Origin of the sequence: Sulfurimonas sp., assembly GCF_023228785.1 — a bacterium.
In the GTDB taxonomy this organism is placed as follows: domain Bacteria; phylum Campylobacterota; class Campylobacteria; order Campylobacterales; family Sulfurimonadaceae; genus Sulfurimonas.
On record NZ_JALOAN010000010.1, the window covers coordinates 13,572 to 40,457 of the forward strand.

Below are 26,886 nucleotides of genomic sequence, written 5' to 3' on the forward strand. Positions count from 1 at the left end.
TACTTTAAACTAGAAATAATCATATAAATTATAATAAATATTATTTAATGTTTCATATATTCTAAGGGCGTAGACTTATGAGAGAGTTTACACTAAGTTACGCCTCCAAATACTTTAAAAACTAAAGCAAATTTCTAACTATACTTTTAGCTGCTTCTCTTCCATCATATGCAGCGCTTACAACTAGATCTGCACCTCTATAACAGTCCCCTCCTGCATATATTCCAGCTGTAGTAGTCTCATGTGTTTCTTCATTTATTACGATCCCACCCCAACTATTTATCTCGATACCATTTTCGTGCAAAAAAGATGGAATTTCTGTATCAAAACCTAAAGACATAATAATAATATCTGCATTTATCTTCATCTCGCTTCCTTTTACAAACTCCATCTTTTGGCGACCACTCTCATCTTTTGCACTAAGAGTAGTCTTTATTACTTTTACAGCTAGAGCCTTTCCTTCATCATTTAAAATAATCTCTTTTGGAGCTACATTAAACATAAATTCAACACCTTCTTCCATCGCATTTTTATACTCTTTTTTACTTCCTGGCATATTTTGTGCATCTCTTCTATACAAACATCTAACTCTTTTTGCATCTTCTCTTTTTGCAGTTCTTAAGCAGTCCATAGCAGTATCTCCACCACCAATAACTACTACATTTAGATCTTTAAAATCAAACTTTTTATCATAAGAGAGTTTAAAGTTTTTTCTCTGCATCGCTGTTAAATACTCCATCGCATCGTAAACATTAGGTGCACCTTCACCTACAAGTGATGCTTTTTTTGCTTTAGTTGCACCGATACCTACAAACATCGCATCATGTGAGTTAGCTATCTCTTCAAAAGAGATATCTTTACCAACTTCACAATTTAGGATTAGTTTTAATCCCGCTTCTTCTAAAAGTCTTACACGCCTCTCAACTATCTTTTTATCTAACTTAAAATTAGGGATACCATAAGTCAAAAGTCCACCTGCTCTATCACTTCTTTCATACATACTTACAGCTATTCCTGAGCGAAGAAGATATGTAGCAGCAGAGAGTCCAGCAGGGCCACTTCCTATGATAGCTACACTTTTATTTGTAGTTATACCAGGAAAAGCAGGCTTGTATCCAGCTTTAAATCCCTCTTCTGTTATGTGTGTTTCAACTGAGCCAATCGTGATAGCACCATGACCATCATTTAGCGTACAGTCTCCCTCACAAAGTCTGTCATGAGGACATACTCTTCCCATCACTTCTGGAAAAGGCGATGGCTCATTTGAGAGCTTAAATGCAAACTCCAAATCACTCTGCGCTACAGCTTTTAGCCATTGCGGTATATAGTTGTGAAGTGGACATTTATTTAGACAAAAGGGATCACCACACTGTATGCATCTCTCGCTTTGAGTTGAAGCCTCTTTTTCATCAAGTAGCTCATATATCTCGCCAAAATCTTTTGTTCTCTCAACTACATCTCTTTTTTTTGCTTCTATTCTTTGGGTTGTTAAGTACTCTTTCATGGTTAGTCTCCTTTGTCCGCACTAAGAGGAAGTTTTGTTAAGTTTTTAGGTTTTACTAGCCAAAAGTTTCTTACCTCTACTCTGTAGTTATCTAGTAAATCTTTAGCCTTAGCACTTTGAGTCTCAACAAGATAGTTCTTTAGCAATTTTTTAAGTAAATGCCTTGCATCTGCGCTCTCATCAGTATCGATACGAATAGCCTCAACTAGCTCACGATTTACATTCTCAACAAAAGTATGGTCTTTGTCATAAACAAAGCTAATCCCACCAGTCATACCAGCTCCAAAGTTTATTCCAGTTCTGCCTAGAATAACTACGATACCACCCGTCATATACTCACAAGCATTATCCCCAGATCCTTCAACTATAGCCAAAGCTCCTGAGTTACGAACTGCAAATCTCTCTCCAACTGAGCCAGTTATATAGAGCTTTCCAGATGTAGCACCATAGAGACAAGTGTTTCCTCCTGCAGTAAAATCTTCGCCCTCATTTTTAGAAGTGATTATAATTTTACCGCCATGCATTCCTTTACCGATGTAGTCATTTGCCTCACCCTCTAAATACAAAGAGACTCCATGAATCAAAAATGCACCAAAAGCTTGACCAGCGATACCTTGTAATTTTATCTTGATAGTATCACTCTTAAGTCCCCCGTCTCCATAATATTGTGCTATCTCTCCTGAGATTAGAGCACCAAAACTTCTATTGGTATTTCTTATCTCTCTTGTTAGGCGAATAGGATGTTCTGGGTGTTTTATAGCTACCATTGCTTCTTTTAAGAGATCTTTTTCAAAAGCATTATCATCAAAAGGAAAATTTGACTCTTGCTGATGAGTATTTATTCCCTCTTCTTGATGTAAGATGGAACTAAAGTCAAACTTTTTTGCAAAGTCATTGTCCATAACCTTAAGTAAATCAACACGACCTACCATCTCCTCCATAGTTTTATAACCAAGCTCAGCCATGATACTTCTAATATCTTCGGCTAAAAGTGTAAAGTAGTTGACAACTTGATCTACATGACCTTTGAAAAATTCCGCTCTAAGCTTTTCATTTTGAGTTGCAATTCCCACTGTACACTTGTTTACATGACAAATGCGAAGCATTTTACAGCCCACTATCGTTAAAACTCCAGTACCAAAAGCGTAAGATTCAGCACCTAAAAGTGCAGCTTTTACAACATCAAGACCAGATTTTAGTCCGCCATCTGCTTGAAGCTCAACAAGTGAGCGAAGATTGTTAGCTTTTAATGCGTTATGAGCTTCACTTAAACCTATCTCCCATGGATTTCCAGCAAACTTTATAGAGCTAAGTGGTGCAGCTCCTGTTCCACCATCTCCACCTGAGATGATAATTTTATCTGCATAAGATTTTGCAACACCTGCGGCAATTGTTCCAACTCCTATGGCTGAGACGAGCTTAACAGCAACTCTAGCCTTAGGATTTACTTGTTTTATATCAAAGATAAGTTGTGCTAAATCTTCTATAGAATAGATATCATGATGTGGTGGTGGTGAAATGAGAGTAACACCAGGTACAGTATGACGAAGTTTCGCTATAAGAGGGGTTACTTTGTGACCAGGAAGCTGTCCACCTTCTCCAGGTTTTGCACCCTGAGCTACTTTTATCTGAATCTCCTGGGCACTTCTAAGATAAGCAGGAGTCACACCAAATCTACCAGATGCAACTTGTTTTATCTTAGAGTTTCTATCACTCTCAAACCTCACAGCATCTTCTCCACCCTCTCCAGAGTTTGACTGAGCGCCTATTTTATTCATAGCCATAGCAATGGTCTCATGTGCTTCTGGCGAAATAGAGCCTAAACTCATAGCAGCAGATGCAAATCTTTTAAAGATCTCCTCTTTTGGCTCAACCTCAGAGATATCTATAGGTTTTCTATCAGATTTAAGCTCAAAAAAGTCACGAATAAACTTTAAGTCTCTTTTGTTTACTAAATCTCTTAGCTTGTTGTAGTCCTCTTTTTTACCACTTTGTGCCACAGCATGAATAGCATGGATGACACTAGGTCCAAAGTCATGATGTTCTTGTCCATTATAAAACTTATAAAAACCACCAACATTTAGTGGAAAGATTGTATTAAATCCACCTTCTATGAAAGCTTCTTTGTGGTACTTTGAAATCCTTGCGTCTATATCATCATAACCTAGTCCACCAAGTTCTGAATGCGAGCTTCTAAAGCACTCATCGACTATCTCATCATTTAGTCCTAAAATGTCAAAAAGCCCAGCATTACGATAAGAAGCAATAGTAGAGATCCCCATCTTAGAAATAATTTTTAAAAGTCCTCCATTTAAAGCACTATGAATAGACTTTAGTGCTTCAATACACTCCATATCAATAGCTTTTGAAGACTCTAGTTTATCTATCACAATAGCAAAAAGAAGATTTGGATATATTGCACTCGCTCCATAGCCAATGAGCACAGCCGCACTATGGGCATCTATCACTTCACCTGTTATACAGACTATAGAAGTGAGATGACGAACACGAGATTCAAGAAGTGCAAAGCTTAAGCGACCAACCACCATAGCCATAGGGATGATTTTATTATCTTTACTAAACTCATAATCATCTAGTATGATTATCCTTGTTCCGTCTTCTTGTACGCTTGTGACTATCTTTTTTATAAGTACATCTAATGAGTCTTTTAAAGAACCTTGATATGCAGTTGAAAATGTTTCATTTTGATAAAAAGCTTGATAACGAGGCGATTTTTTATCTCCAAAAGATTTTAAAACATCTAGTTTTTCACGAGTTATAATAGGCGAGATAGACTTTAAGCGATGTGCATGAGAAGGTATTTCATCTAAGATGTTATGAACCTCTCCAAAACCAGCGTTAAGGCTCATTACAACTCTCTCACGAATTGGGTCTATCGGAGGGTTTGTAACTTGAGCAAATTTTTGTTTAAAAAAGTCTGTAAAGTTTCTTTGTTTGTTTGAAAATGCAGCTAAAGGTGTGTCATCTCCCATAGAACCAACCGCTTCTTTAGCATCAATTATCATAGGCTCTATAATCTGTTCAACTACCTCTTGAGTTACATTAAAATATCTTTGTCTTTTTACAAGATCTTGCATCTCAAAGTCACACTTATTAGTGTACTGCACTTCTACATGCTCTTGAAGATAGATCATATGTTCATTTAACCACTTCATGTAAGGATTTGAACTCTTTAGGTAGTCATTTATTTGATCATTTTTTAAAAGCTTTCCAAATTTCAAGTCAAGCCCTATCATCTCACCAGATTGAAGACGACCTCTCTCTTTTATATTTTCTTGTGGTATATCTATAACACCATATTCACTTGCTATAAGAAAGTTATCATCTTTAGTTACTATATATTTTGCAGGACGAAGACCATTTCTATCTAAAGTACAGCCGATATAACGACCATCAGTTACACAAAAAGCAGCTGGGCCATCCCACGCTTCAAAAACTGTTGATTGATACTCATAAAAAGCACGAAGCTCTGGATCCATATGCGGAGCATTTTGCCAGGCCGATGGAATAACAGCACGAACGGCTTTAAAGAAGTCCATATCATTTGCTATTAGAAACTCAAAAAAATTATCAGCAGATGCACTATCAGATGAGTCTAATTGAAGTATTGGAAGTATTCTTTGTATCTCTTCATCGCTAAATACTTCACTATTTATGGATTCAGACTTTATTTCAACATTTATACGATTACCCTCTACAGAGTTTATCTCTCCATTGTGCGCAACTGCACGAAATGGCTGAGCTAATCTCCACTCTGGTAGTGTGTTAGTTGAGAATCTTTGATGAAATAGTGAAAAAGAGATTTTAAAATTTTTATCTTGCAGGTCTTTATAGAACTCTTTTATATGCGTTGGCATAATAAGTCCTTTATAAGAGAGTACTTTTGAACTCATAGATGAGATATAAAACTCTTTTTGCTCTACTAAAGCGTGTTCTATCTCTTTTCTACTAAGATATAAAAGTGCCTCAAATCTTTTTGTAGCCATTATTGAATTTGGTGTTATAAAGAGGTGTACGATATTTGGCAGTGTTTTTAAAGCTTGATTTCCCAATGCTTTTGTATCTATAGGTACTTCACGGCTTAAGACTATTTTTAAGTCATTACTTGCACAGATTTTTGTAGCAAGATCTAAATGTTTTTTCTCTTTATAAAAGATAGATGCTACTGCAAAAAGCTTTGGAAGTTCGACTCCACTTTTAGATGCTTCTTGTCTTAAAAATTCATCAGGCATTGAAAAAAGCAATCCACTACCATCCCCTGTTTTCCCATCAGCCGCAACTGCTCCACGGTGCATCATTCTCTCTAGTGCTGTGATTGCATCATTTAAAACCTTATGAGATGCTATATTTTTTATGTTTGCAATAAGACCAAAACCACAGTTGTCTTTAAATGATCTTAGTAAATCATAGTGTTTTGCCATATTTTCTCCTTTTTTTTAACATTCTTACAAATATTTGATTTTTTTAACCTCTTTTTAAACATACTTAGTATATTTAGAGATAAGCAGTGCATTATACTATTTAAAGTTTTAAAAAAGTATAATAGACTTAAAATTTTATTAGTAAATTAAAAAATTGTGTAAATAAGAAGCAAAAATGCAAGGTTATATCATAAAACTTAACAAGGTTAAGGACGAAGACTTAATAGTTACCATAATAACAAAGGGTAGCTTAGATACGCTTTACAGGTTTTATGGAGCAAGACATGGAGTTATAAATCTTGGTTTTAAGATAGATTATGAGAGAGAAGATAGTGCAAAGTCAACTATCTCAAGACTAAAAGATGTCATCCATATAGGTTTTACTTGGATCAATAACTATAAGCTCTTAAAGCTATGGCAAGACTTTATAGCACTCTTTTATAAGCATCTTCAAGATGCACAGGAGTTGGATAATTTTTACTTTGAGCTAATAGATAAAGCATCAAAAAAGTGGAGTGAACAAAACCCTAAGAGAGTAGCTGTAGAGTCTTATGTTAAGCTACTAGAACATGAAGGAAGACTTCACTCAGATCTTGTTTGTTTTTTATGTTCTACCAAGATAAAAGATGATGAAATATCGCTCATTCGAGCATATCTGCCAACTCATAGATCTTGTTCTCACACTCTTGGTATTAGTAAAAAAGGGCTTATTGAGCTATTTGAGGCAAAGTCTTCTATCTTTTTAAGTGATAAAGAGATAGATAGACTATGGATAGTTTTACTTGAAGGGCTTTAAGATTTTTTAGCAACTATAGATGCTATTTTTACTCTCTCGCCATTTGGATTTACATCTATACGCTCTTCATAGTAGATAACATCAAGAGCTATAAAGGAGTGAAGTAACTCATTTTTGCGTAAAAGATAGTCAAGATTCATAGTTGGAATCTTAAAATCTCCATGGGCAAGTAAATATGTCTCAAATATGATTACTCCACCTTTTTTTAACCCATCTTTCATTTGAGAGACTATACGTCTATTTAGATAGTTCACATTTACGATCAGATCATACTTATTTGGCGTGATATTATACTTATCCAAATCAGCTTCTATTTTATTTATAGTAGGTCGCTTAGCTATCTTATCTAGTGCTACGTTTGAGATATCTACTGCATCTACTTCAAAGCCTTTTTGAGCTAAAAAGTTAGTATTTCTACCAGTTCCGCAAGCGACATCAAGCGCAATGCCAACATTTGCATGGCTTACATATTCCTCTAATATAAGAGAGACATTTTCTTGTGCTTCCTTTTGTGAATATTTTTCATTCCATCTTTTTTTATCTTCTAACATAATTTATCCTTTTCTTAAAAATTTTATCAAATCCTCTCTAGAGAGTGGTTTTGAATAGTAGTAACCTTGAAATATATCACAATTACTTCTCTTGAGCTCATCTATTTGCTCAATGCTTTCAACTCCCTCAGCTAAGGTTTTCATGTGAAAATTTTTCCCTATGTTTATTATACTATCTACTAGGTTTTTTTCACTTTCATCATACAAGATCTTATCAATAAAGCTTTTATCTATCTTTAACTCATCAATAGGTAACTCTCTTAAAATACTAAGAGATGAGTAACCAGTTCCAAAGTCATCTAAAGATATCTTTATATCATGTTCTTGTATATCGTACAAAATAGGCAAAACATCATCCAGACTCTCTATAGACAAAGACTCTGTAATCTCAAGCGTCAGAGAGCTTCTATTGAAGTTCTCTAGCGCTATTGCTTTTAGTAAATTTGGTAAAAAATCAGCTTCCATTAGTTGAACAACTGAGATATTTATAGAGAGATTAAAAGTGAGGCTTAACTCTTCTTGAACCATTTTTATCTCTCTTAGAGAAGTTTGTATGATAAACTCTCCAAGCTCTTTCATAAGCCCACTCTCTTCAGCTACATATATAAACTTATCAGGAGCGACAAACCCTAACTTTTTGTTTTGCCATCTAACAAGAGCTTCAACACCATAAAGTGTCTCATCGGAGTTTATCTGTGGCTGATAAGCCATCCAAAGCTCACGAGCTTCTATAGCGCCTCTTAGTTCATGTTCTACCTCTGTTCTAAAAGCATTTAGTGATCGCATCTCTTCCGAGAAGAATGAGTATGAATTTTTAATTTTTTTAGCTTGATACATCGCAGTATCAGCAAGGCTTAAAAGCTCTTCTATGTTTTTTGCATCTTTTGGACATTCAGCAATTCCTATACTAACCCCTATCCTAAAATCTCTCTTTCCTATATGATAGACCTTAGATATATAGTTTATAAGATCTTGAATTTTTAACTCTATCTCTTTCCTATTAATATTGTTAGCAAAAACTATAAACTCATCACCACCCTGTCTTATAATCATTTCATCTTTAGTAAAAAACATATTTAGTCTATTTGCAACTTCGATTAAGATATCATCTCCGGCAATATGTCCAAACTTATCATTTATATTTTTAAAATTATCCAGATCTAGATATAGAACAAAGTACTTATTGTTATATAACTTTCTATAGTTTTGTATGTTTTCATACATATAAATTCTATTTGGTAAATTTGTTAAAGTGTCGTGTTGAACCTGACGAATAAGCTCTAAATCTTTTCTCTTCTCAGATACAGCTACACTTTTAAAGAGAATAAAAAATATTATAAAAGTCAAAATAAACATCGTTATGTAGAGGATTACTTCTCTAGAAAACTCCTCTTTTATCTCTTGTACACTTCCTCCAACAGATATCCAAAGCTTGTATTTTTTAACATAATTCAAACCTACTATATTATCGCCTATCTGATCACTATTTATAAAAAGACTAATTGTTTTTGGTCTCTTTCTTAACTCTTTTATGGAGTATTTGTACTTTGAGTAAAAGATCTCTTTAACATGAGAGAGTAACTCTTTTTTTATAGGTTTTTCATATAGATCTATCTGAGAAGAGTTTTGTTGGCTATAGTATAGTTTATATAAATTGCCTTTATCATCTAGATCTTTTAAGATGACTACTATTTTATTTTTTGAAAGTTCAAATGCATCAAGATAGTTACTGTTTTTAGAATTTTTTATACCAGCTATTACAACACCTAAGATATTCCCATCATCATCTCGTATAGCCTTCCTAAGTGGAATAATCCACTCATTAATAGCATCAAAATAGTATGTTCTTGAAACTACCATATGATCAGAGCTAAGAGATCTTTTAAAATCATAACTAGTTTTATCATTAGTCATAAGATTTATATCTTTTTTTTCTACGTTTGAGCTAGATACTAGAACTTGACCATTCTTATCAGCTAAACCAAGAGTAACTAGGGAAGGATTGTGTTTTAGTATAAGACTAAACAGTTCTTCTGTTTTGGCTTTAGAACTACTTTTGCACTCTTTAAAGATGCTCTCTCCAACAACACTTAAGAGCATATCTTTTTGCATAAAATCTGCTTCTATTGATTGTGCCACTATTTGAGTGTAGTACTCTACTTGGGTAGTGTACCTCTCTTTTATCCCTTTATAATTAAAATAAAGAAGAGTTACTAAAAACAGTGTAGCAACGATTGACAATAAATAAAATATCTTCCATATATTGTTTTTTAGTATCATTCAACTATCATACCAAAAATCCGCTCTATATAATATTTTTTTATACTATGAGAGTCTGTTCTTGTAATTTTCATAACCAAAATCTTTTACGATCTCTATCTTGCCATCTCTTCTTTTAAGAGCTAAAGATGGGAGTTTAATGCCATTAAATGTTGTACTTTTGACAAACGTATAGTGGATCTGATCTTCAAATATAACCCTATCTCCAACTTCAAGCGCTTTATCAAATGAGTAATCACCCATAATGTCACCTGCTAAACAAGTATTTCCTGCAAGTCTATAAGTTAACTCTTTTTTCTCTGCCTCAGCTGCACCTCTAACTTCAGCACGATAAGGCATAGCCATAGTATCTGGCATATGAGCCTCAGCAGAAGCATCTAGTATTGCTATTTTCATACCATTGTCAACCACATCTAAAACACTGCTTATTAGATATCCACACTCCCAACCAACGGCTTCACCAGGTTCAAGATATACTTCTACGCTGTATTTTTCTCTAAAATCTTTGATGATTTTTATAAGCTTCTCAACATCATAACCCTCTTTAGTTATGTGATGTCCTCCGCCAAAGTTGATGTATTTTAAACCTTTAAAGTACTTAGAAAACTTACTCTCAAAAGCTTTTAAAACACCCTCTAGTGCATCTACATTTTGTTCACAAAGAGCGTGAAAGTTTAGTCCATCTACATATTTTAAGACTCTCTCATCAAAGTTTGCTTTAGTTGTGCCTAAGCGGCTGTAGATCCCACAAGGGTTGTAGATCTCTTTTGGAGACTGCGAATACTCCGGGTTTATTCTAAGTGAGATCTCTATCTTAGGATTTACTTCTTTTACTCTTTTTGCATACTTAAAGAGTTGGTTTACAGAGTTAAAGACTATGTGATCTGAGATGGTAGCTATCTCATCTATCTCTTCATCTTTAAATGCTGGTGAGTAGGTGTGAACTTCTTTGCCAAACTCCTCGTAAGCTAGTTTTGCCTCATGAAGTCCACTAGCTGTACATCCGTGAAGATATCTCTTAACCTGCTCAAAAGTGCTCCACATTGCAAAACCTTTAAGAGCTAAAATAACCTTAGCTCCACTTCTTTTTTGCACATCATCTAAGATAAGAAGATTCCTCTCTAAAAGCTCTTCTTCACAGACATAACATGGAGTTGGGATATCTTCTATCTTCATCTTTTTATACTTCCATCTCTTTTATTTGCCAAGGAAGACCTTGAGTATTCATCTCATCCATAAACGGATCTGGGTCAAGTTGCTCTAGGTTAAAAACACCCTCCCCGCTCCACTTTCCTTGTAGCATTAGTTTCGCACCTATCATCGCTGGAACTCCAGTTGAGTAAGAAACACCTTGAGAGTTTGTCTCTGCAAAACACTCTTCATGATCTTTTACTTGGTAGATGTAGATCTTTCTTTTCTTGCCATCTTTTATGCCCTCTACTAAAACACCGATATTTGTCTTGCCAGTTGTTCTAGGACCAAGTGAAGCTGGATCTGGAAGAAGTGTCTTTAAAAACTCCATAGGAACTATCTTCATCCCCTTATGTTCTACCTCTTTAATACCAAGCATTCCTACATTTTCCAAGCACTTCATATGCGTGAGGTAACTCTGTCCAAAAGTCATAAAAAATCTTATGCGTTTTAAACCTTTTATGTTTTTAACAAGTGACTCTAACTCTTCATGGTAGAGCAAGTAAGAGTCTTTTGAACCAACCTCAGGATAGTCCCAAACCTGCATAATCTCCATAGGCTCAGTCTCGATCCACTCTCCATTTTCCCAGTAACGACCTTTTGAACTAACTTCTCTTAGGTTTATCTCAGGGTTAAAGTTTGTAGCAAAAGCATAACCGTGATCTCCAGCGTTACAGTCAAGTATGTCTATGGTGTGGATCTCATCAAAGTAGTGTTTCGCAGCATAAGCACAAAAAACATTTGTAGCACCTGGATCAAAACCACTCCCTAAAACTCCCATGATCCCAGCTTTTTTAAATGCCACATCTCTCTCCCACTGAAGTTTATACTCAAACTTAGCCTCATCTGGATGCTCATAGTTTGCAGTATCAAGATACGCTGTCTTTGTAGCAATACACGCATCCATAATGGTTAGATCTTGATATGGAAGTGCAACATTTATAACGATGTCCGCATTAACTTCTTTTATGAGCTTTATAAGCTCCTCTGTATTGTCCGCATCTACGCTTTTTGTTACTATATCTGCATCTGGCAGGTCGCTCTTTATAAGATCGCATCTTGCAATAGTTCTACTTGCTAAGACTATACGACCAAATACATCTGCATTTTGTACACATTTGTGCACGACTACACGACTGACTCCGCCAGCACCAATTATCAAAGTTGTTTTCATTTTTTCTCCTAAATACTATTTTTATAGTGATCTTTTTTTGACTCTATTTTACTAGTGTGATTATAGCAGTTCTCTAATTTTTTACTAACCTTATATCAACTCAAAAGCCACAATAAGAGTAAAGATCCATACAAGTGCTGTAACTATCAGACTCATAAGAACTAGCGTAGCTCCAACATCTTTTGCTTGCTTTGCCAAGATGTGGTAGTCACTAGTTACAAGATCTACAACTCTCTCTATGGAACTATTTGTAATCTCCGCTAAAAGAGGTAGAAAAAGAGAGATAAAGAGGATGCTTGAGAATCCAAAACCAATTGGTAAGATCCACGCTACAAAACCCATCACGCAAAGAAGTAGAAGCTGCCACTTAAACGATGTCTCATTTTTTGTAATATCTACAAAACCCTCTAAAGCGTAGATGCCATTCTTAAAAAGCGAATGTTTAGGCTTGTTTAGTTTCATGTTCATCCTTTAAATTCTTAATGATATCTTTTACTTCTTGGACTTTTGTATCTCTAGATATTGGCTTTGAGAAGTAAACTACTACATCTCTTTTTGTAGAAAATTTAAACTCTTTTTTTTTAGAAAATATACTGCCTTGCATACCATCTATAAAAAAGGTACAAATAGATCCATCATAATCACTAGAGATAAATTCATAGCCCTTGTAAAACTCTCCAAGCTCTCCATCAGGACTTATTTTACCCTCTGGAAACAGAGCCACAATTTTACCATTTTTCAGTCTCATGGATGCCTCTTTAAACGAGCCATTTGAAGCTTTTTTTGAGATAGGAATAAGCTCACCTTTTTTTAGTATAGTGTTAAAAAGTCTATTATTGTAGATCTCTTTATCTATCATAAAGTTGATGCGTTTTTTTATAGGGATCTGTATAATCGCCCAATCAATCCAGCTAACATGATTACCTAAAAGTAAAACGCCACCTTTTTCTGGAATATTTTCAAGTCCTTCGTAACGAAACCTATATCTTATCTTTAGAAGCATCTCTACTAGTGCCCAAAAAGAGATAACAAAATATCTCTTTAAAAGAATAAAAGAGAGATAAACGCCAACTAACCCCATAAGATAAAAGAGTGCAACAGCGCTTGTTCCAAAGAATGCAAAGAGAGTGGTTAGAAGTAAAAAAGAGACCATAAAGATGTTTTGTACAAAGTTGTTTCCAGCTAGTATGATACCAAGATGAACTCTAGGGGCTTTTAGCTGTATAAGAGAGTTTAGTGGCACCATAATAAAGCCTGAAAAGATTCCAAAAAGAGCAAATAGCAAGACTAGAGTTAGCATTGATTCACAAGATGGAATAATCAAAACTACAATAGTTATCCCAATAGCTCCAATAGTCGCAATTCCACTATTTACATAGTATTTTGAAAGAGATGCTGCAAGAAATGAGCCTGCAATAATGCCAAAACCAGCCATTGCCATAGCTCCTTGAACATATATAGCATTAGTGATGCCTAGTTCTCCCTTTGCAAATTCTCCAAATATAGCAAGCACAACTTGAGAGATAGACCAAAAAAGACTAAGAGCCAAAATGGCATCAAATATCTCTCTATTTCTCTTAAGAGTTTTTATATTTTTCTGAAGATACTCTGCTCTTAAATATCTCTTAAAACTAAATCTTTTTTCGCTGATCCCTACCATCATATTTGGAAGATTTGATGCTAAAAACCACTCAATAACTGAACCTAAAACTAAAAGCCAACCAAGAGGAGCTATAGCCTTTAAAACATCCTCTTTAGTCTCAAAATTATCCGCTAAAGAGATCTCAAACAACACTGTATAAAAAATTATTCCACTTAGTATCGCTACAGTTGTAACTGCTTGAACTGCACCATTTCCAAGGCTTATAAACTTTAGTCCTACTAACTCTTTTATATATCCATACTTTGCAGGACTATAGATAGCACTTTGAAGAGCAAGCATAAAAGTCATAAAAAATGCAGTATAAAACCAACCCTCATAGTAAGAGTAAGTAATGAGAAGTGTAATAACAACCGCTAAGGCTGAGGAGTGTTTCATGATGGTACTCTTAGCAAATCTATCAGCTAAAAATCCAGAAGGCGAAAAGAGCAGTATAAAAGGTAGAAGTATCAAAGCGTTTACGATGGCAGTTAAGACAATCTGCATCTCACCATCATAAACTTTAAAAATAGTGTTTTGTATAATGATCTTATGTCCTAAGTCTGTAAAAGCGTTTAAAAATACCACTATAAGGTAGTTTATAACTCCTACAATCTTAAACATATCTCTCAAGGGCTACTCTTTTCCTGCTAGAGTCGTACTCCAACCCTCATAATATCCGCCAAATTCTTTTACTTTTTCGTAGAGTTCATTTACAACTTCGCTAACTTCTTCTTGAGTGGGCGCGTGAACTTTAACAAGTGCGATGCCATTATCAAACTCATCACTACTTATCTCATCTTTAAATCTCACACCCTCAAGATCTAGATTTTCTAAAAATCTATCTTTTTGTGATGGAGTCTCAAACGAGAGATAGTGTTCAACATCTCTTTTGATACTTAGATCATCTTCCTCTTCTTCGAGCATAAAGATGATTTTATCACTCTCTATGTGGCAAAATTCTAACTCACTAGGATAGAGTTCTTTTTCATAAAAATTCCACTTTGTATCTCTTACAACATTACTTTCATAAACATATGAAGATGGAGTGAGTATCTTTGAAGTGATGGCATCTAGTTGTTTTGAATCCATAGCATAAAAGTAAAATTCAGCCCAACCTTCATAGAGTCTACTTCCTACAAAAACTGCTCTATCATAATGTTCTAGTGCAATTATTAGTGACTCTTTTGTCTCTAAAAACTCTTCATATTTCTCATCTGTAGTAGCATCTTGCTTTAAAAATACACTAAATAACCAAGGGTTCATATCTTTTGCATCAGACGCTTCAATATTTGTCTCTATAACCATCTCACAAGAGTCTTGGACTCTTTTAAATATCTCTCTCATTTGACTCTTTTATATTTTTACCAAATTATATCTCATTAATAATAAAAGATATGAAATCAGTCGTATATCAAAACCTCAAAAACATCTTTAAAGGCAATCGGATAAGCTATATTTGCAAACTTTAGTTCATCTCTATACTCTTTAATCTCTTCTTGTCTTTGCTCTTTTGTTATAAAGTAAATTCCATTTACAACAGCTTCATTTTTTAACTCAGGATACTTTTTATATAAAAGATTTAAAAACTCAACTCCATTTTTAAAGCCTGATCCCATATAGTCATAATCTATGACTATTTTATTTGGCTTATTACTGCCCAACCACGCTTCTAAAATCGTACTTTTTGCGAAACAAAAAACACCCCAATTTTTAAAAGTATCACCCATAGTTATTTTAAAAAACTCAAGTGTTTTTAACTCTGCTGATATTACTACGAGCTTTTGCATCTCATATGGCGCATAATCTCTTAACTCTTTAGTGGTTATCTTACCCTTAAAATGCAAAAACGTAGAGCTACAAGGTATTGCTTTTGGCATATTTTTCTTAAAAAATCTATGTATTTCGCTTGAACTCTTAACTCTTTTAAATATATAAAACTCAAGGCTTGAACAGTAGTGTTTGTTTAGAGCATAAGTTATCTTTAGTATTTTACTCAAACGATTTTTTATCTCAATCCCCAAAGCTCTTGAGAGGCTTGCTGCTTTTATACTTTTAAAAACTTCTTTGTTTTTTAAAAAATCATATAAAAACTCTGAAAATTCAGATATTTCTTTAAATTCAGACATAAGTTTTAAAAGTTTTTCATCTTCAAACTCACAATCTATCTTGGTAAGTTCTTTTATTGTGTACTCAAAATGTGGTGCGAAAAGTTTATTATCTACTCGTGGAAACTTTTTTACATGGCTTGTTGTCATAGATAGTGTGTCAAAAGTATTTGATATGAGTGCAGTTACTATCTCTGTTGGGCGTAAATTTTTAGAATTTACATAGTCTAACTCTTTTTTAAAATCATCCATAAGCCCTATATGGTACTTTTTTACATTTGGGGCATTTTCTTTTCGCTTTAGTATGCACTTGATTCTTTTATGACTTACAATATGATCAACTTGTGTCTCAAAAAGGTAGATGCTAAGTATGGAGTAAAGAAGTTCAGGATACTCTTCTTTTGTAATTTGTGCGTTGGAAAATGATTCATCTATGATTAGATCTAGACTATCTGTAACAGAGTCTATACCTATATCTACAAGATACAAGAAACACATCTTTTCTATAAACTCTTTTTTTTCTACCTGCTCTATTTTTATATTTTGAAGTTCTATGTTTTGCAGTAATTTTCGCTTTTGTAGAGATTTAAACTCTTCTGCAAAACTCTCATATCTAAACGGTTTGTAGATAATACCTAAGATGCTATCTTCTATCTCGCTCTTTAGGATCAGATGCGTACTTGAGGATGTTACAAAAACAACTTCAAGATTGGATAGTTTGCCCGTATCTTTTAATATCTCTATAAACTCATCACCATTTAAATATGGCATATTTATATCAGTTACAATAAGCTTTATATCATAAGCCCTACCCATAACTTCGAAAGCTTCCATACCATCAGATGCACTATAGATAGAGTCGTCTGCAAAATGATATCCATCTATAGTGTTTGTTAGTAGTGATCTTTTTATAATCTTGACAATCATGGGACTATCATCAACTATAAGTGCTGGAGTAACTCTCATGGTTTATATTGCATTTAAATTTCTTAGATGCTTATAGTTTCATTTACTTCAAGTCCAAAACCGCCAAGTCCTACAAACTCAGCTTGTTTTAGCGAAGTTAAAAGGTTCATTTTTGAGACTCCTAGAGATTTGAGTATCTGTGCACCGGTTCCTATCTCTTTCATAGCAGCATTATCTTGATGGTTAGTTTTATTTATAAAAACTAAGACACCGCTATTTTTTTTAAGATATTCTATGGAGTTTATAAGGTTGTTGTATTTTTTTTGATTTAGTAGAAGTTCTATATCAGGGATAACATTGTGAACTCTTACATTTGAGATCTCTGATGCAGAGTAAAAGACTATAGCAGTATGTTCTATTTTGTCATGATCTTCAAACTTATGTTGCTTTACTTTTACACCAAAAAACTCGATCTCTTGGACACTCACTTCTTTTACTAGTCTCTCATTTGCTAAGCGATACTCAACTATATCAGAGATAAAAACTGTCTTTAGATTGTGTGTTTCTCCAAAGATATCTAGATCATCTCGTCTAGCCATTGTTCCATCTTCTTTGATAATCTCACAAATAACAGCAGAGTCACTTAGACCTGCTAAACGACATAGATCTACTGAACCCTCTGTATGTCCAGTTCTAACAAGAGTTCCACCATCTTTAGCAATAAGTGGAAAAATATGCCCCGGTTTTACCAACTCATCTGCTCTTGAGATTGGATTTGCAAGGATCTTGATAGTATCATCTCTCTCACCCGCTGAAATACCAGTTAGTGCATCTCTTGCATCTACAGAAACAGTAAATGCCGTCTCATATGATGATGTGTTTGAACTTACCATTGGGTTAAGTTCTAGTCTTGATGCTATAGGCTTGCTAATAGCAACACAAATGAGTCCTCTTGCGTGTGTAGCCATGAAATTTACATGCTTAGGTGTAGAAAAAGCTGATGCATAAACTAAATCGCCCTCATTTTCTCTATCTTCATCATCCACCATGATGACCATATTTCCCTTTTTTATCTCGTCTATCGCTTGAAGTACTCTTTGTGTAGGTGTCATTAACTCTTCTTTTTTATGGTATATTTTATAAGAATTATACACAAGATAGTTTAATCTCAACTATCATCAGAGATTTAAGTTTTGTATAAAAAAGACTATTTATTCACAAAAAGTTATGTTTTACATATTTTTCTTAAAATCACTTGACAAAGCCAACTCTTTTGCCTATAATTTCGCTCCAACAAACATATTAGACTTGTTTGTTAACACCGCGGAATAGAGCAGTTCGGTAGCTCGTCGGGCTCATAACCCGAAGGTCACAGGTTCAAATCCTGTTTCCGCAACCAATTTCTACATTTAAATGATGGGGTATCGCCAAGCGGTAAGGCATCAGCTTTTGGTGCTGACATTCGGGGGTTCGAATCCCTCTACCCCATCCACAAACTCCTATTTATAGGCATATCGCGGAATAGAGCAGTTCGGTAGCTCGTCGGGCTCATAACCCGAAGGTCACAGGTTCAAATCCTGTTTCCGCAACCAATACATACTTCAACCAAAATCATCTTTTTTTACTAAAATAAACAAAAGTTTAAATATATACAATATTTCAAAGTATTTAAATTGTCAACTAAATATTAATTTTTTTAATATATTAACTGTTTTTATGTTAGTGTGACTATTTAGAATTTACATGATTGGATAACAATAAATAGTTGCTGTTTGCATTATCAATCTGCATAAACAGCTTGAAATTACTATAAAAGAGAAAGAGGGAAAAAATGAAAAGAATAGTTATTAAAGTTGGAAGCAGTGTTTTAACAGAGACCACAAATATAGCAGAAGAGAGGATGTTACGTCTTGTCTCTTTAATTACTGAAGCTAGAAAAAAATATGAAGTCATCTTAGTCTCATCTGGCGCTGTTTCGGCTGGATATACGGCAGTTAAGTTAAATAGAACTATACCTACAAGTAAAAAAGTTTTAGCTTCTGTTGGGCAGTCTATTTTGATGAGTTCTTACAAAAATATGTTTGATATTTATGATGTAACTATTTCTCAAATACTCTTAACAGAGGAAGATTTTGACTCAAAAGTACATACTAGAATTTTTCAAGATATTATAGACAGAACATTAAAGCATGATATCTTGCCTATTGTAAACGAAAATGACATCTCAACAACTCCAGATCAGCTATTTGGAGACAACGACCAGCTATCCGCGCATGTTGCTTACTATACAGGAGCTGATATTCTTGTCATATTAAGCGATATTGACGGTTATTACGACTCTAACCCCAAAGATAATCCTAAAGCGCAAATAAGAAAATTTGTAACCCAATTAAACGAAAGTGAGTTAAATCAGGAGCACACACCAAATTCTCAATTTGCAACAGGTGGAATTGTCACAAAATTAAAAGCGGCCGAGTATCTTATGAATAAGGATAGAAAGATGTTTTTATGTAATGGCTATGATTTAACATCTGCTAGAGAGTTTTTGATAGAAGGCATTCATAACAAAGGTACTCTCTTTAGTAAGAAAAAAGAAGAAAAAAAAGATAAATAAGAGCACCTTTAAAAGGTTTAAGCATTTAAAAGTGAAAGCATCTGAGTTGTGAGCACTCCTATTTGTGTTTCAATAGATGTTTTTTCACCCTCTTTGGCGTGAAAGAGTTTTGATTCAAGAGTTCTTATCTTCTTTTGTAGTTTAGTCAAAACATCGTCATCTTCACTCTCTTTGTCTACTTTATTTTGATTATCTACATAGATTTTATTCATCTTAAGTAAAGAAGAGTTTTTTTGTAAAGTTTCAAACACATTTAAGTTTTTCTGTGTCTCTACAGCTAGATCTATATGAGAAATAACTCCAGCTCTACCGCTCTCAAAAAGAACTATACCACTCTTTCTCATCTCGCCTAAAAGCTCATTAGAACTAGACTTCAGACTAAAAGGAGTCTCGGTATTTCCCAAAAATATTGCCCCAATACCTACTTCACCCAAAGCTAAGAGTTCATCTTTGTTGTCAGTTTTTTGCCAGATCCTAAGTTTGTCAAAGATCTTGTCATTTGCATCTATCCAACCGTTATTGTCATCATCATATTTGCTCAAATCTGCAAAACCATCTCCACTCTTGGTTCCAAAAAGCTCGCTTCCATTATCTATGCGACCATTGTTGTTTTTGTCAAGTGCTAAAAAACCACTCCCATCTTTTAGTAGCGATATTTGATCACTTCTTCCATCGCTATCTATATCAAATGAAAATTGCTTTGAACTAAGGTTTGGCATGAGTCCATCAAGAGAGATGACTAGAGGATCTTTTAGTGACTTACTTACTAACTCAGCACTTATTTGTGTTTTTTCTATAAAACTTCTTGAGAGAAGCAGGTCCATAGAGATCTCAAACTCTCTACCATTTGCTACAACTTTTGCTTCAACTGAGAAGTTTAGTGCTTGTGACTCCATGGTTGTTCTACTTATGACAAATTTATCTTTAACAATTTTTGCAGATTCTGAGTTGATATTTTTTAAAATCGCTTTAGAGAGTTCTATGGAGAGTTCTTTGTTTGTCTCTAACTCTTTAGAATCTTGTTTTATAGCAGATACATTTACAGAGTTGTCTTTTTCAAAAGTCTGATTATCTTTTACTATGTTAGCTTCGGTTGATTGGTACTGCAAGTTGTAATATTGTGAGCTCATACTCACTGAGTAACTATCTATTCTCATGAATGATCCTCTTAACACTTTATATATAGAGTATCGACAAAAATAGTAAACCGCTTAATCTCAAATAACTTGCACTTTTAGACAATTCTAAGTTTCGTATGATAAAATTTTGCCATCATTTTATTGGGGTATCGCCAAGCGGTAAGGCCGTGGCTTTTGGTGCCACTATTCGGGGGTTCGAATCCCTCTACCCCATCCACATAAACGCACAAACTAAACAATCAAAAATCATTTAAAAGGTCAAATATGGAAGAGTTAGACGCAACGACCATTATAGTTAGATCCCTAGTTCTTATTGTCATACTAGCAATCTTTTTCTTTGTTTTAAAAAGTAAGAAAAAAGATTAGTCTTTTATATATTTAGCAGTTAGTTTTTTGATCTTTTTATAGATCTTCTCAAAGTCAGTTGAGTAAATTCTTGTATTTGCTAAGGCTGTTATAAAGTTTGTATCCCTACTCCACCTTGGAACTAGATGCATATGAATATGTTCAGCTATCCCTGCACCACCTGCTTTTCCTAAGTTCATACCTATGTTTACACCCTTTGCACCCAAGCCCTCTTTTAAAAGCCTAACACCCTTTTGAGCTAAAAGACTCATATGTAACCATGTTGCCTCATCTAGATCTTCTAGTTTGTCAGTATGTTTGTGAGGGATGATCATAAAATGCCCTGGAGTGTATGGGTATATATTCATAACCATAAAACAGTGTTCGTCTCTGTAAAGAACATGAGACTTTTTGTCCTCTTTTTTATGAGTGCTTATGTGACAAAAAACACAGCCCTCTATCTTTTTACCAGCAATATAATCATCTCTCCATGGAGCATATAAAATATCTTTCATCTTTATCTCTTTTTTTTAATATTGAATGCTCTGAAAAATTATCAAATTGGATCCTGAATCAAGTTCAGGATGACGATTTTTTGGTTTAGCATGACGGTTTTTGGTTCAAGATGGCGGTTTTTTTGCTCAGGATGACACGTGCTGTCATTTCGTACTTAATAACGTGTTCCATCATTCCGTGCTTGACACACTCCATCATTCCGTGCTTGACACACTCCATCATTCCGTGCTTGACACACTCCGTCATTCCGTGCTTGACACACTCCGTCATTCCGTGCTTGACACGGAATCTAGCTTATAAATTAATCAGAAAGTTCTGTTATGTATTTTACCTAAACAAAAGCAAAAACCAAGTCTGGAAATAGCATAACAAGACCTATAGCCAAGAGTTGTAAAAGTATAAACGGGACAATTCCCCTGTAGATCTCACTTGAACTCACACTATCTCCAGCCACACCTTTTAAAAAGAACAGTGAAAGTCCAAATGGAGGTGTAAGAAACGAAGCTTGTAAATTTAGTGCAATGAGGATCGCAAACCAGAGAGGATCTATGCCAAAACCCATCATAACAGGAACTAAAATTGGCACGATGATAAATGAGATCTCTATAAAGTCTATAAAAAAACCAACCACAAAGATGATGAGCATCGAAATTGCTATAAAAAACCAAACATTTCCAATGTCTTCATGAAAAAACTCAACTATAGCGTCAGTCCCTCCAAGTTCGTTAAAAACAAGAGAAAAGGCAGTAGATGCTATGAGTATCATAAATATCATACCGCTAAGTTTTACACTTCCTAGCGATGCATATTTTAACATCTCAAAATTTAGTGACTTGTTTATAAGACTTAAAATTATCGCCCCTATAACACCAAAAGCGGCTGACTCTGTAGGAGATGCAATACCTGCGAAGATACTCCCCAAAACGGAGAACATTAAAAGAAGTGGTGGACTATAGAAAGAGTTATCTCTTTTGCTGAGACATTTTGAACTTCTTTTGGGATCGGAGCTAGATCTGGCGAAAAATATGAACGGATCAATATATATGCGATATAAAGACAAACTAAAAGTGCTCCTGGCAAGACTGCTCCCATAAAGAGGTCACCAACACTAACACTCATAACATCGCCTAAAATAATGAGAATAATGGAGGGCGGTATGATCTGTCCAAGCGTTCCAGAAGCCACAACAGTTCCTGATGCCAAAGACTTGTCATATCCAGCTTTTAACATAAGAGGAAGTGCTATAACACTCATCATAACTACAGAGGCGGAGACTATGCCAGTTGAAGCTGCGAGCATCGCGCCGACTAAAACCACACTAACAGCCAAACCTCCACGAACTCCACGAAACAAAGCACTCATAGAGATCAAAAGTCTCTCAGCCATTTTTGACTTCTCTAAAATAAGCCCCATGGCAATAAAGAGCGGAACTGCCATAAGCGTTGAATTGCTCATGATCCCATAGATCCGAAGAGCCAAAATATCGAAGATTCCAAAACCTAGCTCTGGTATGAAAAAAGCAAAAACTATAGCCACACTTCCAAAAACAAAAGCTACTGGAATACCCACAAGTAAAAGTGCTAAGACAACTACAAATATAAAAATAGCCATCATAGCGTTACAGCTTCTTCTTTTAAGCTTTTTATATTTTTGTACGCATCGTTAATTGCCACAAGAGCCAAAAAAGCAAATGAGATTGGAAGAAGTGACTTCACTAAAAACCTATATTCCAAGCCTCCAGGATTTGAAGAAGCTTCATTTTGAGCAAAACTAAGAGCTACAAAATCAACTCCTATATAGACTATCATACAAGAAAAAGGAAGCACAAAAAAGATTGAAGAGATGATGTTTATAATGGTTTTTTTCTTCTTTGAGTAAGAGGCGTAAAATATATCTACTCGAACATGAGCATTCTCTTTTAAAGTGTAGGCGATTCCAAAGAGAATAACCACATCAAAAAGATGCCACTCCAACTCTTGAAGTGCTACAGATCCACCTGAGAAAATATAGCGAGCAGTAGCATCATAGACTATAAGTAGCACCAAGATAGCCAAGATAGAAGCCGTAAAATACCCTAAATACTTTATGCTTTTATCTATCATTTTTATATAAAATTAGGTGCATCATTAGCAAAAAGTATGATGTCTCCTGACGCAGTTTGAGATGCTAATAGATCTTGGATCTTTGACTTGTCGCTTAGCATGATTTTCTTTTTAACATTTATGTTTTTCTCAAAGAGTTTTGCGTTTAGTGCGCCTGTGACAATGACTATGTCAAAAACTCTGTTTATCTCTTTAATTAGCTCTAAATTCAACTCTTCACTGCTCTCAACAAGACCTGGAGTTACTATAACTTTTCTTCCGCTATGAAGTGAACATAGTCTGATGCTTTCTTTCATTCCATCTATGTTTCCATTATATCCATCATCTAGGATGATTTTTCCGCCTGCTACTATCTTTTGTAGTCTATGTTGTACTGGATCTAGCTTTGCTACAGCTTTAACTATCTCTTCTTGACTTAGTCCAAAAGTCTTAGCAATTTGTACAGCTACTTCTATGTTGTTTGCTTGAAATGATCCTAGTACATTAGTGTGAAGTTTTAAGACTTCATCATCTAATTTCATCCGAAATGTAGTTCCTTCAAGAGTTGCCTCCACCTTTGAGATCCCATCACCAAAAAAAGTGACTCTCTCATGTGGTTCATCTGTTACAGAGTTGTGTATGTAAGCCTTTTTAAGTCTAGGAGATTGCATGATCTCAAGCTTAGTAGCTATAATGTTTTTTAAAGATTTAAAGTACTCTATATGAGCTTCTCCAACTTTGCCAACAACTACAACTTGAGGCTCTAAAAAGCTTGTTATCTCAAAGATATCCCCAATCTCTCTAGCTCCAGCTTCACAGATATAAACTTCTGTATCATCTGGTAGTGACTCATTTACATCACGCATGATGCCACCTATTGTATTTACACTTCTTGGAGTTGCATGGACTCTATACTTTTGTGAGAGTATCTGAGTTACAAAGTTTTTTATGCTTGTTTTTCCATAACTTCCCGTAATACAAATAACTTCTAGATCTTTTATAGAGTTTAACTTCTTTTTTGCTTCTTTATAAAATGCCATAAAAAGAAACTTCTCTATCACGACACTACCGATATAAGCAAGTGCTAAAGGCATAATAACGCCATAAACTTCACAAGCGTCTTTTAGTGTACAAAGTACATTTTGAAAAAGAGTCAAAGAGACCAATAGTATAAGAAATCTTTTAACGCGCCATGTAAGAACAAGCTGTTTATCTAACTTTTTATGCCAAACAAATGTTGCAGGAAGAAGTGCGAAATAAAAGAAGATTGGGAAAAACTGAGCTGTTGTATAGTAAGCAATAAATGGAACTAAAAAGTAGATAATATGCCAGTGTGGTTTGTGATGTTTGAGTACTACTCTTGAGAGTTTATAATCATACCATTGCAGGTTTGTTATAAGATACCAACCCAAAGTTGTAACAAGCAAAACATTTGTGACAAAGGTTAAAAGTAACATAAAGTCCATTATTTATGCTCCAAAGTTTGTAAAAAAACATTTTCAATCTCTTGTGATACTTCTTTTGCATGTTTCATAAAAAAGTAGTGATCACCATCATATATTTTTAGAGTTGAATCACTTAATAGCTTTTGCATTGTGTGAGCAATACTAAGTGGAGTAGCTGTGTCTTTATCTCCCCAACATAGAAGTGTCTTTGCATTACTAGATCTAAAGTCATCACTTAGATCTTCGTCTACTACATTTTTAAAAGTCTGATACATCGGCTCACTAAGACTCTTTGCATCCTCAGCCACAAAAAGTGATCGAAGCTTTTTAAGTCCTAAGAGTTTAAAGAGTTTATATATAGCAATCTTTGCTTGTATCTTTAATGGTTTAGCTACTCTAATCCCAGTGCTTCCAACAAGAACAAGAACCTTAGGCTCAAGCAAAAGTGCTACCTTTCCACCAAAAGAGTGACCTAATATGATATCTTTTGAAGCGTTTATATGAATCATAAAAAGTTCAACTATTCTTGCATAGTCTTTAGTTTCAAGTGCAACACTAGAGGTACTCTTACCAAATCCTGGCAGATCTATATAGATATGACGAAAGGTGTCCATATAAGGTGCAAATGAGCCTTTCATTAGCTCTTTATTACTCCCCCAACCAGGTAAGATTATCAAATCAATTGGTGCTTCAGGGTTAAGTATCTCATAACTTATATCAAAAGTGTGCTGATTGTACTGCAAGGACTTTAGAGCCATTATTTACCTTTTGCCTTAGATATGGAATGAATATAATCGTAGTTTGTTTTTGCTCTTCTTTGAGTTGGAAGTGATGAGGCAAGAAGTTCTAGTGAGGCTTCAAAATCATTAAAAAGGTAGTTAGCCATAGATCCTGGAATTGGGTTTATCTCGTTTAAATATACTTCTGAGTTTAAAACAAAAAAGTCACATCTAATAAGCGCACCCTCAAAAAGGTTTTTGTAGATCTTCTCAAAAGTTGATTTTAATTTCATCTCAATATTTGAGTTAAGTTCTGCTTTTGATACACTCTCTGAGCGAGAAAAATCCATATATTTTTTCTCAAAATCTAAAAATTCATTTTTTTGAGGTTCTTCTATTATAGAGAAATGGAACTCTCCTTTTGCCATAAAACCAGCTAAGTTATACTCTTTTATACCACACATAAAAGGTTCGATAATAACTGACTTATCAAATTCAAAAGCGACATCTAAAGCGTAGTCTAACTCGCTCTCTTCTTTTACAATACTAACACCGATGGAGCTTCCAAGTCTTGCTGGTTTTACGATGATTGGGTAACTCATATTTATGTTTTTATGTTCATTTGATGAGAGGACTTCATACTCTATAGTTTTTATCTTTTTAGCTGCACAAAGCCATTTTGTGTATCTCTTATCATAAGAAAAAACACTTGAATCTACTCTAGGACCAATATATTTTATATCATAAAAATCAAGCAAAGAAGCGATAGTTCCATCTTCTCCATCAGCTCCATGGATAAGGTTTAAAACAACACCGGCATGCTTAGTTGAACCAAACATACTCTTTTGTTCAAAATAGCCATTTGTAAGACTTACTTGTGGCATATTTTTATGTTCACCTTTAGAAAATGTGTTAGCCTTCATCTTTGATGAATCTATGAGATAAAACTTATGATCTTGATCACAAAATATAAAACTTAACTCATAAGTTGATAGTTTTTCTCTTAAAGTTATAGCACTTACTATGCTAATTTCATGTTCAAAACTAGCCCCGCCAAATAATATTGTTAATTTCAAAATATTTCCTTGTATTTTTCTTCATCCCAGCCAACAATAACACCATCTTTATACTCGATGATAGGTCTTTTAAAAAGCATATTTTCTTTACAAAGCCACTCTCTTTTTGCATCTGCATCAAGATTTAGATCTTTAAGTTTTAGGGTTCTATATTTTGTACCACGGCTGTTAAAAAGTGTATCAATATCTTCGTGTTTAAGCCAATAATCTAGCTCTTTGCAGCCTACAGAAACTTTTTTAAAATCAACAAATTCTACTTCAATATCGTTGTCTTTAAAGAACTTTCTCGCACTTCTAACACTACCACAAGTTGGTATGCCATATAGTTTCATAGTTATAAATCCTTGTTTTAAAACCCGA

20 protein-coding genes, 4 tRNA genes and 1 pseudogene are annotated in these 26,886 nt (G+C 34.5%); 6 read left to right on the forward strand and 19 right to left on the reverse strand.

Going from position 1 to position 26,886, the window contains the following annotated elements; all coding sequences use genetic code 11:
- Window positions 1-121 precede the first annotated feature (121 nt).
- Together M0Q24_RS03855 and gltB are read right to left on the reverse strand one after the other, a co-directional pair.
- Window positions 122-1,504: a glutamate synthase subunit beta gene (locus tag M0Q24_RS03855; protein ID WP_295047541.1), complete on the reverse strand. Its 1,383-nt coding sequence runs from the start codon at window positions 1,502-1,504 to the stop codon at window positions 122-124.
- Between the two features lie 2 nt (window positions 1,505-1,506).
- Window positions 1,507-5,946 carry a glutamate synthase large subunit gene (gltB, locus tag M0Q24_RS03860; RefSeq protein WP_295047544.1) on the reverse strand — a complete coding sequence of 1,480 codons (4,440 nt, stop codon included), beginning with the start codon at window positions 5,944-5,946 and terminating at the stop codon, window positions 1,507-1,509.
- Window positions 5,947-6,121: 175 nt separating this feature from the next.
- On the opposite strand from gltB, the gene recO reads away from it, so the two are divergent.
- Window positions 6,122-6,742, forward strand: a complete 621-nt coding sequence (gene recO / locus M0Q24_RS03865; protein WP_295047546.1) for a recombination protein RecO — start codon at window positions 6,122-6,124, stop codon at window positions 6,740-6,742.
- On the opposite strand, the gene M0Q24_RS03870 is transcribed toward recO, so the two are convergent.
- The 9 genes from M0Q24_RS03870 to M0Q24_RS03910 all read right to left on the reverse strand — a co-directional run bounded on the left by M0Q24_RS03870 (window position 6,739) and on the right by M0Q24_RS03910 (window position 17,703).
- Window positions 6,739-7,293 carry a methyltransferase domain-containing protein gene (locus M0Q24_RS03870; protein ID WP_295047549.1) on the reverse strand — a complete coding sequence of 185 codons (555 nt, stop codon included), beginning with the start codon at window positions 7,291-7,293 and terminating at the stop codon, window positions 6,739-6,741. The genes recO and M0Q24_RS03870 overlap by 4 nt on opposite strands.
- A gap of 3 nt (window positions 7,294-7,296) precedes the next feature.
- Window positions 7,297-9,573 (reverse strand): EAL domain-containing protein, encoded by a 2,277-nt coding sequence (locus M0Q24_RS03875; protein ID WP_295047551.1) that lies wholly within the window; start codon window positions 9,571-9,573, stop codon window positions 7,297-7,299.
- Window positions 9,574-9,618: 45 nt separating this feature from the next.
- Entirely contained in the window at window positions 9,619-10,749 is a 1,131-nt protein-coding gene (gene nspC, locus M0Q24_RS03880) for a carboxynorspermidine decarboxylase (protein WP_295047554.1), read from the reverse strand.
- Between the two features lie 4 nt (window positions 10,750-10,753).
- On the reverse strand, window positions 10,754-11,938 hold the full coding sequence (locus M0Q24_RS03885; RefSeq protein ID WP_295047555.1) for a saccharopine dehydrogenase family protein: 1,185 nt from the start codon (window positions 11,936-11,938) through the stop codon (window positions 10,754-10,756).
- Window positions 11,939-12,028: 90 nt separating this feature from the next.
- Window positions 12,029-12,400, reverse strand: a complete 372-nt coding sequence (locus M0Q24_RS03890) for a diacylglycerol kinase (protein ID WP_295047558.1) — start codon at window positions 12,398-12,400, stop codon at window positions 12,029-12,031.
- Window positions 12,381-14,201, reverse strand: coding sequence for an MFS transporter (locus M0Q24_RS03895; protein ID WP_295047678.1), 1,821 nt, complete (start codon window positions 14,199-14,201; stop codon window positions 12,381-12,383). The genes M0Q24_RS03890 and M0Q24_RS03895 overlap by 20 nt, the downstream gene beginning before the upstream one ends.
- A 12-nt stretch (window positions 14,202-14,213) precedes the next feature.
- Window positions 14,214-14,924: a DUF695 domain-containing protein gene (locus M0Q24_RS03900; RefSeq protein WP_295047561.1), complete on the reverse strand. Its 711-nt coding sequence runs from the start codon at window positions 14,922-14,924 to the stop codon at window positions 14,214-14,216.
- Between the two features lie 56 nt (window positions 14,925-14,980).
- Window positions 14,981-16,651 (reverse strand): response regulator, encoded by a 1,671-nt coding sequence (locus M0Q24_RS03905; protein WP_295047563.1) that lies wholly within the window; start codon window positions 16,649-16,651, stop codon window positions 14,981-14,983.
- A 23-nt stretch (window positions 16,652-16,674) separates the two neighbouring features.
- Window positions 16,675-17,703: a bifunctional 3,4-dihydroxy-2-butanone 4-phosphate synthase/GTP cyclohydrolase II gene (locus M0Q24_RS03910; protein ID WP_295047566.1), complete on the reverse strand. Its 1,029-nt coding sequence runs from the start codon at window positions 17,701-17,703 to the stop codon at window positions 16,675-16,677.
- A gap of 210 nt (window positions 17,704-17,913) precedes the next feature.
- Between M0Q24_RS03910 and M0Q24_RS03915 the strand changes: the two genes are divergently transcribed.
- From M0Q24_RS03915 to proB, 4 genes are all read left to right on the forward strand, one after another.
- Window positions 17,914-17,990 (forward strand) — tRNA-Met (locus tag M0Q24_RS03915).
- A gap of 18 nt (window positions 17,991-18,008) precedes the next feature.
- Window positions 18,009-18,083 (forward strand) — tRNA-Gln (locus M0Q24_RS03920).
- A 23-nt stretch (window positions 18,084-18,106) separates the two neighbouring features.
- Window positions 18,107-18,183, forward strand: a tRNA-Met gene (locus tag M0Q24_RS03925).
- A gap of 239 nt (window positions 18,184-18,422) precedes the next feature.
- Complete coding sequence (gene proB, locus M0Q24_RS03930; protein WP_295047569.1) at window positions 18,423-19,205, forward strand: glutamate 5-kinase; 783 nt, start codon at window positions 18,423-18,425, stop codon at window positions 19,203-19,205.
- 17 nt (window positions 19,206-19,222) lie between these two features.
- On the opposite strand, the gene M0Q24_RS03935 is transcribed toward proB, so the two are convergent.
- The gene (locus M0Q24_RS03935) at window positions 19,223-20,362 is read right to left on the reverse strand and encodes a hypothetical protein (protein WP_295047571.1); all 1,140 of its coding nucleotides are present in this window, start codon (window positions 20,360-20,362) and stop codon (window positions 19,223-19,225) included.
- A gap of 124 nt (window positions 20,363-20,486) precedes the next feature.
- On the opposite strand from M0Q24_RS03935, the gene M0Q24_RS03940 reads away from it, so the two are divergent.
- Window positions 20,487-20,561: transfer RNA gene (locus M0Q24_RS03940), tRNA-Gln, on the forward strand.
- Window positions 20,562-20,706: 145 nt separating this feature from the next.
- Here M0Q24_RS03940 and M0Q24_RS03945 read toward each other — a convergent pair.
- From M0Q24_RS03945 to M0Q24_RS03975, 7 genes and pseudogenes are all read right to left on the reverse strand, one after another.
- A complete protein-coding gene (locus M0Q24_RS03945) occupies window positions 20,707-21,204 on the reverse strand; it encodes an HIT domain-containing protein (protein WP_295047574.1) in 498 nt (165 codons plus the stop codon).
- A 332-nt stretch (window positions 21,205-21,536) separates the two neighbouring features.
- A pseudogene (locus M0Q24_RS03950) lies at window positions 21,537-22,819 on the reverse strand (TRAP transporter large permease subunit).
- On the reverse strand, window positions 22,816-23,307 hold the full coding sequence (locus M0Q24_RS03955) for a TRAP transporter small permease subunit (protein ID WP_295047577.1): 492 nt from the start codon (window positions 23,305-23,307) through the stop codon (window positions 22,816-22,818). Before M0Q24_RS03955 ends, M0Q24_RS03950 begins: the two are co-directional and overlap by 4 nt.
- 2 nt (window positions 23,308-23,309) lie before the next feature.
- On the reverse strand, window positions 23,310-24,755 hold the full coding sequence (gene murF / locus M0Q24_RS03960; RefSeq protein WP_295047681.1) for a UDP-N-acetylmuramoyl-tripeptide--D-alanyl-D-alanine ligase: 1,446 nt from the start codon (window positions 24,753-24,755) through the stop codon (window positions 23,310-23,312).
- Window positions 24,752-25,489 (reverse strand): alpha/beta hydrolase, encoded by a 738-nt coding sequence (locus M0Q24_RS03965; protein ID WP_295047580.1) that lies wholly within the window; start codon window positions 25,487-25,489, stop codon window positions 24,752-24,754. Before M0Q24_RS03965 ends, murF begins: the two co-directional genes overlap by 4 nt.
- Window positions 25,489-26,526 carry a D-alanine--D-alanine ligase gene (locus M0Q24_RS03970; RefSeq protein ID WP_295047583.1) on the reverse strand — a complete coding sequence of 346 codons (1,038 nt, stop codon included), beginning with the start codon at window positions 26,524-26,526 and terminating at the stop codon, window positions 25,489-25,491. Before M0Q24_RS03970 ends, M0Q24_RS03965 begins: the two co-directional genes overlap by 1 nt.
- Window positions 26,523-26,858, reverse strand: a complete 336-nt coding sequence (locus M0Q24_RS03975) for an arsenate reductase family protein (protein ID WP_295047586.1) — start codon at window positions 26,856-26,858, stop codon at window positions 26,523-26,525. Before M0Q24_RS03975 ends, M0Q24_RS03970 begins: the two co-directional genes overlap by 4 nt.
- Window positions 26,859-26,886: the final 28 nt, after the last annotated feature.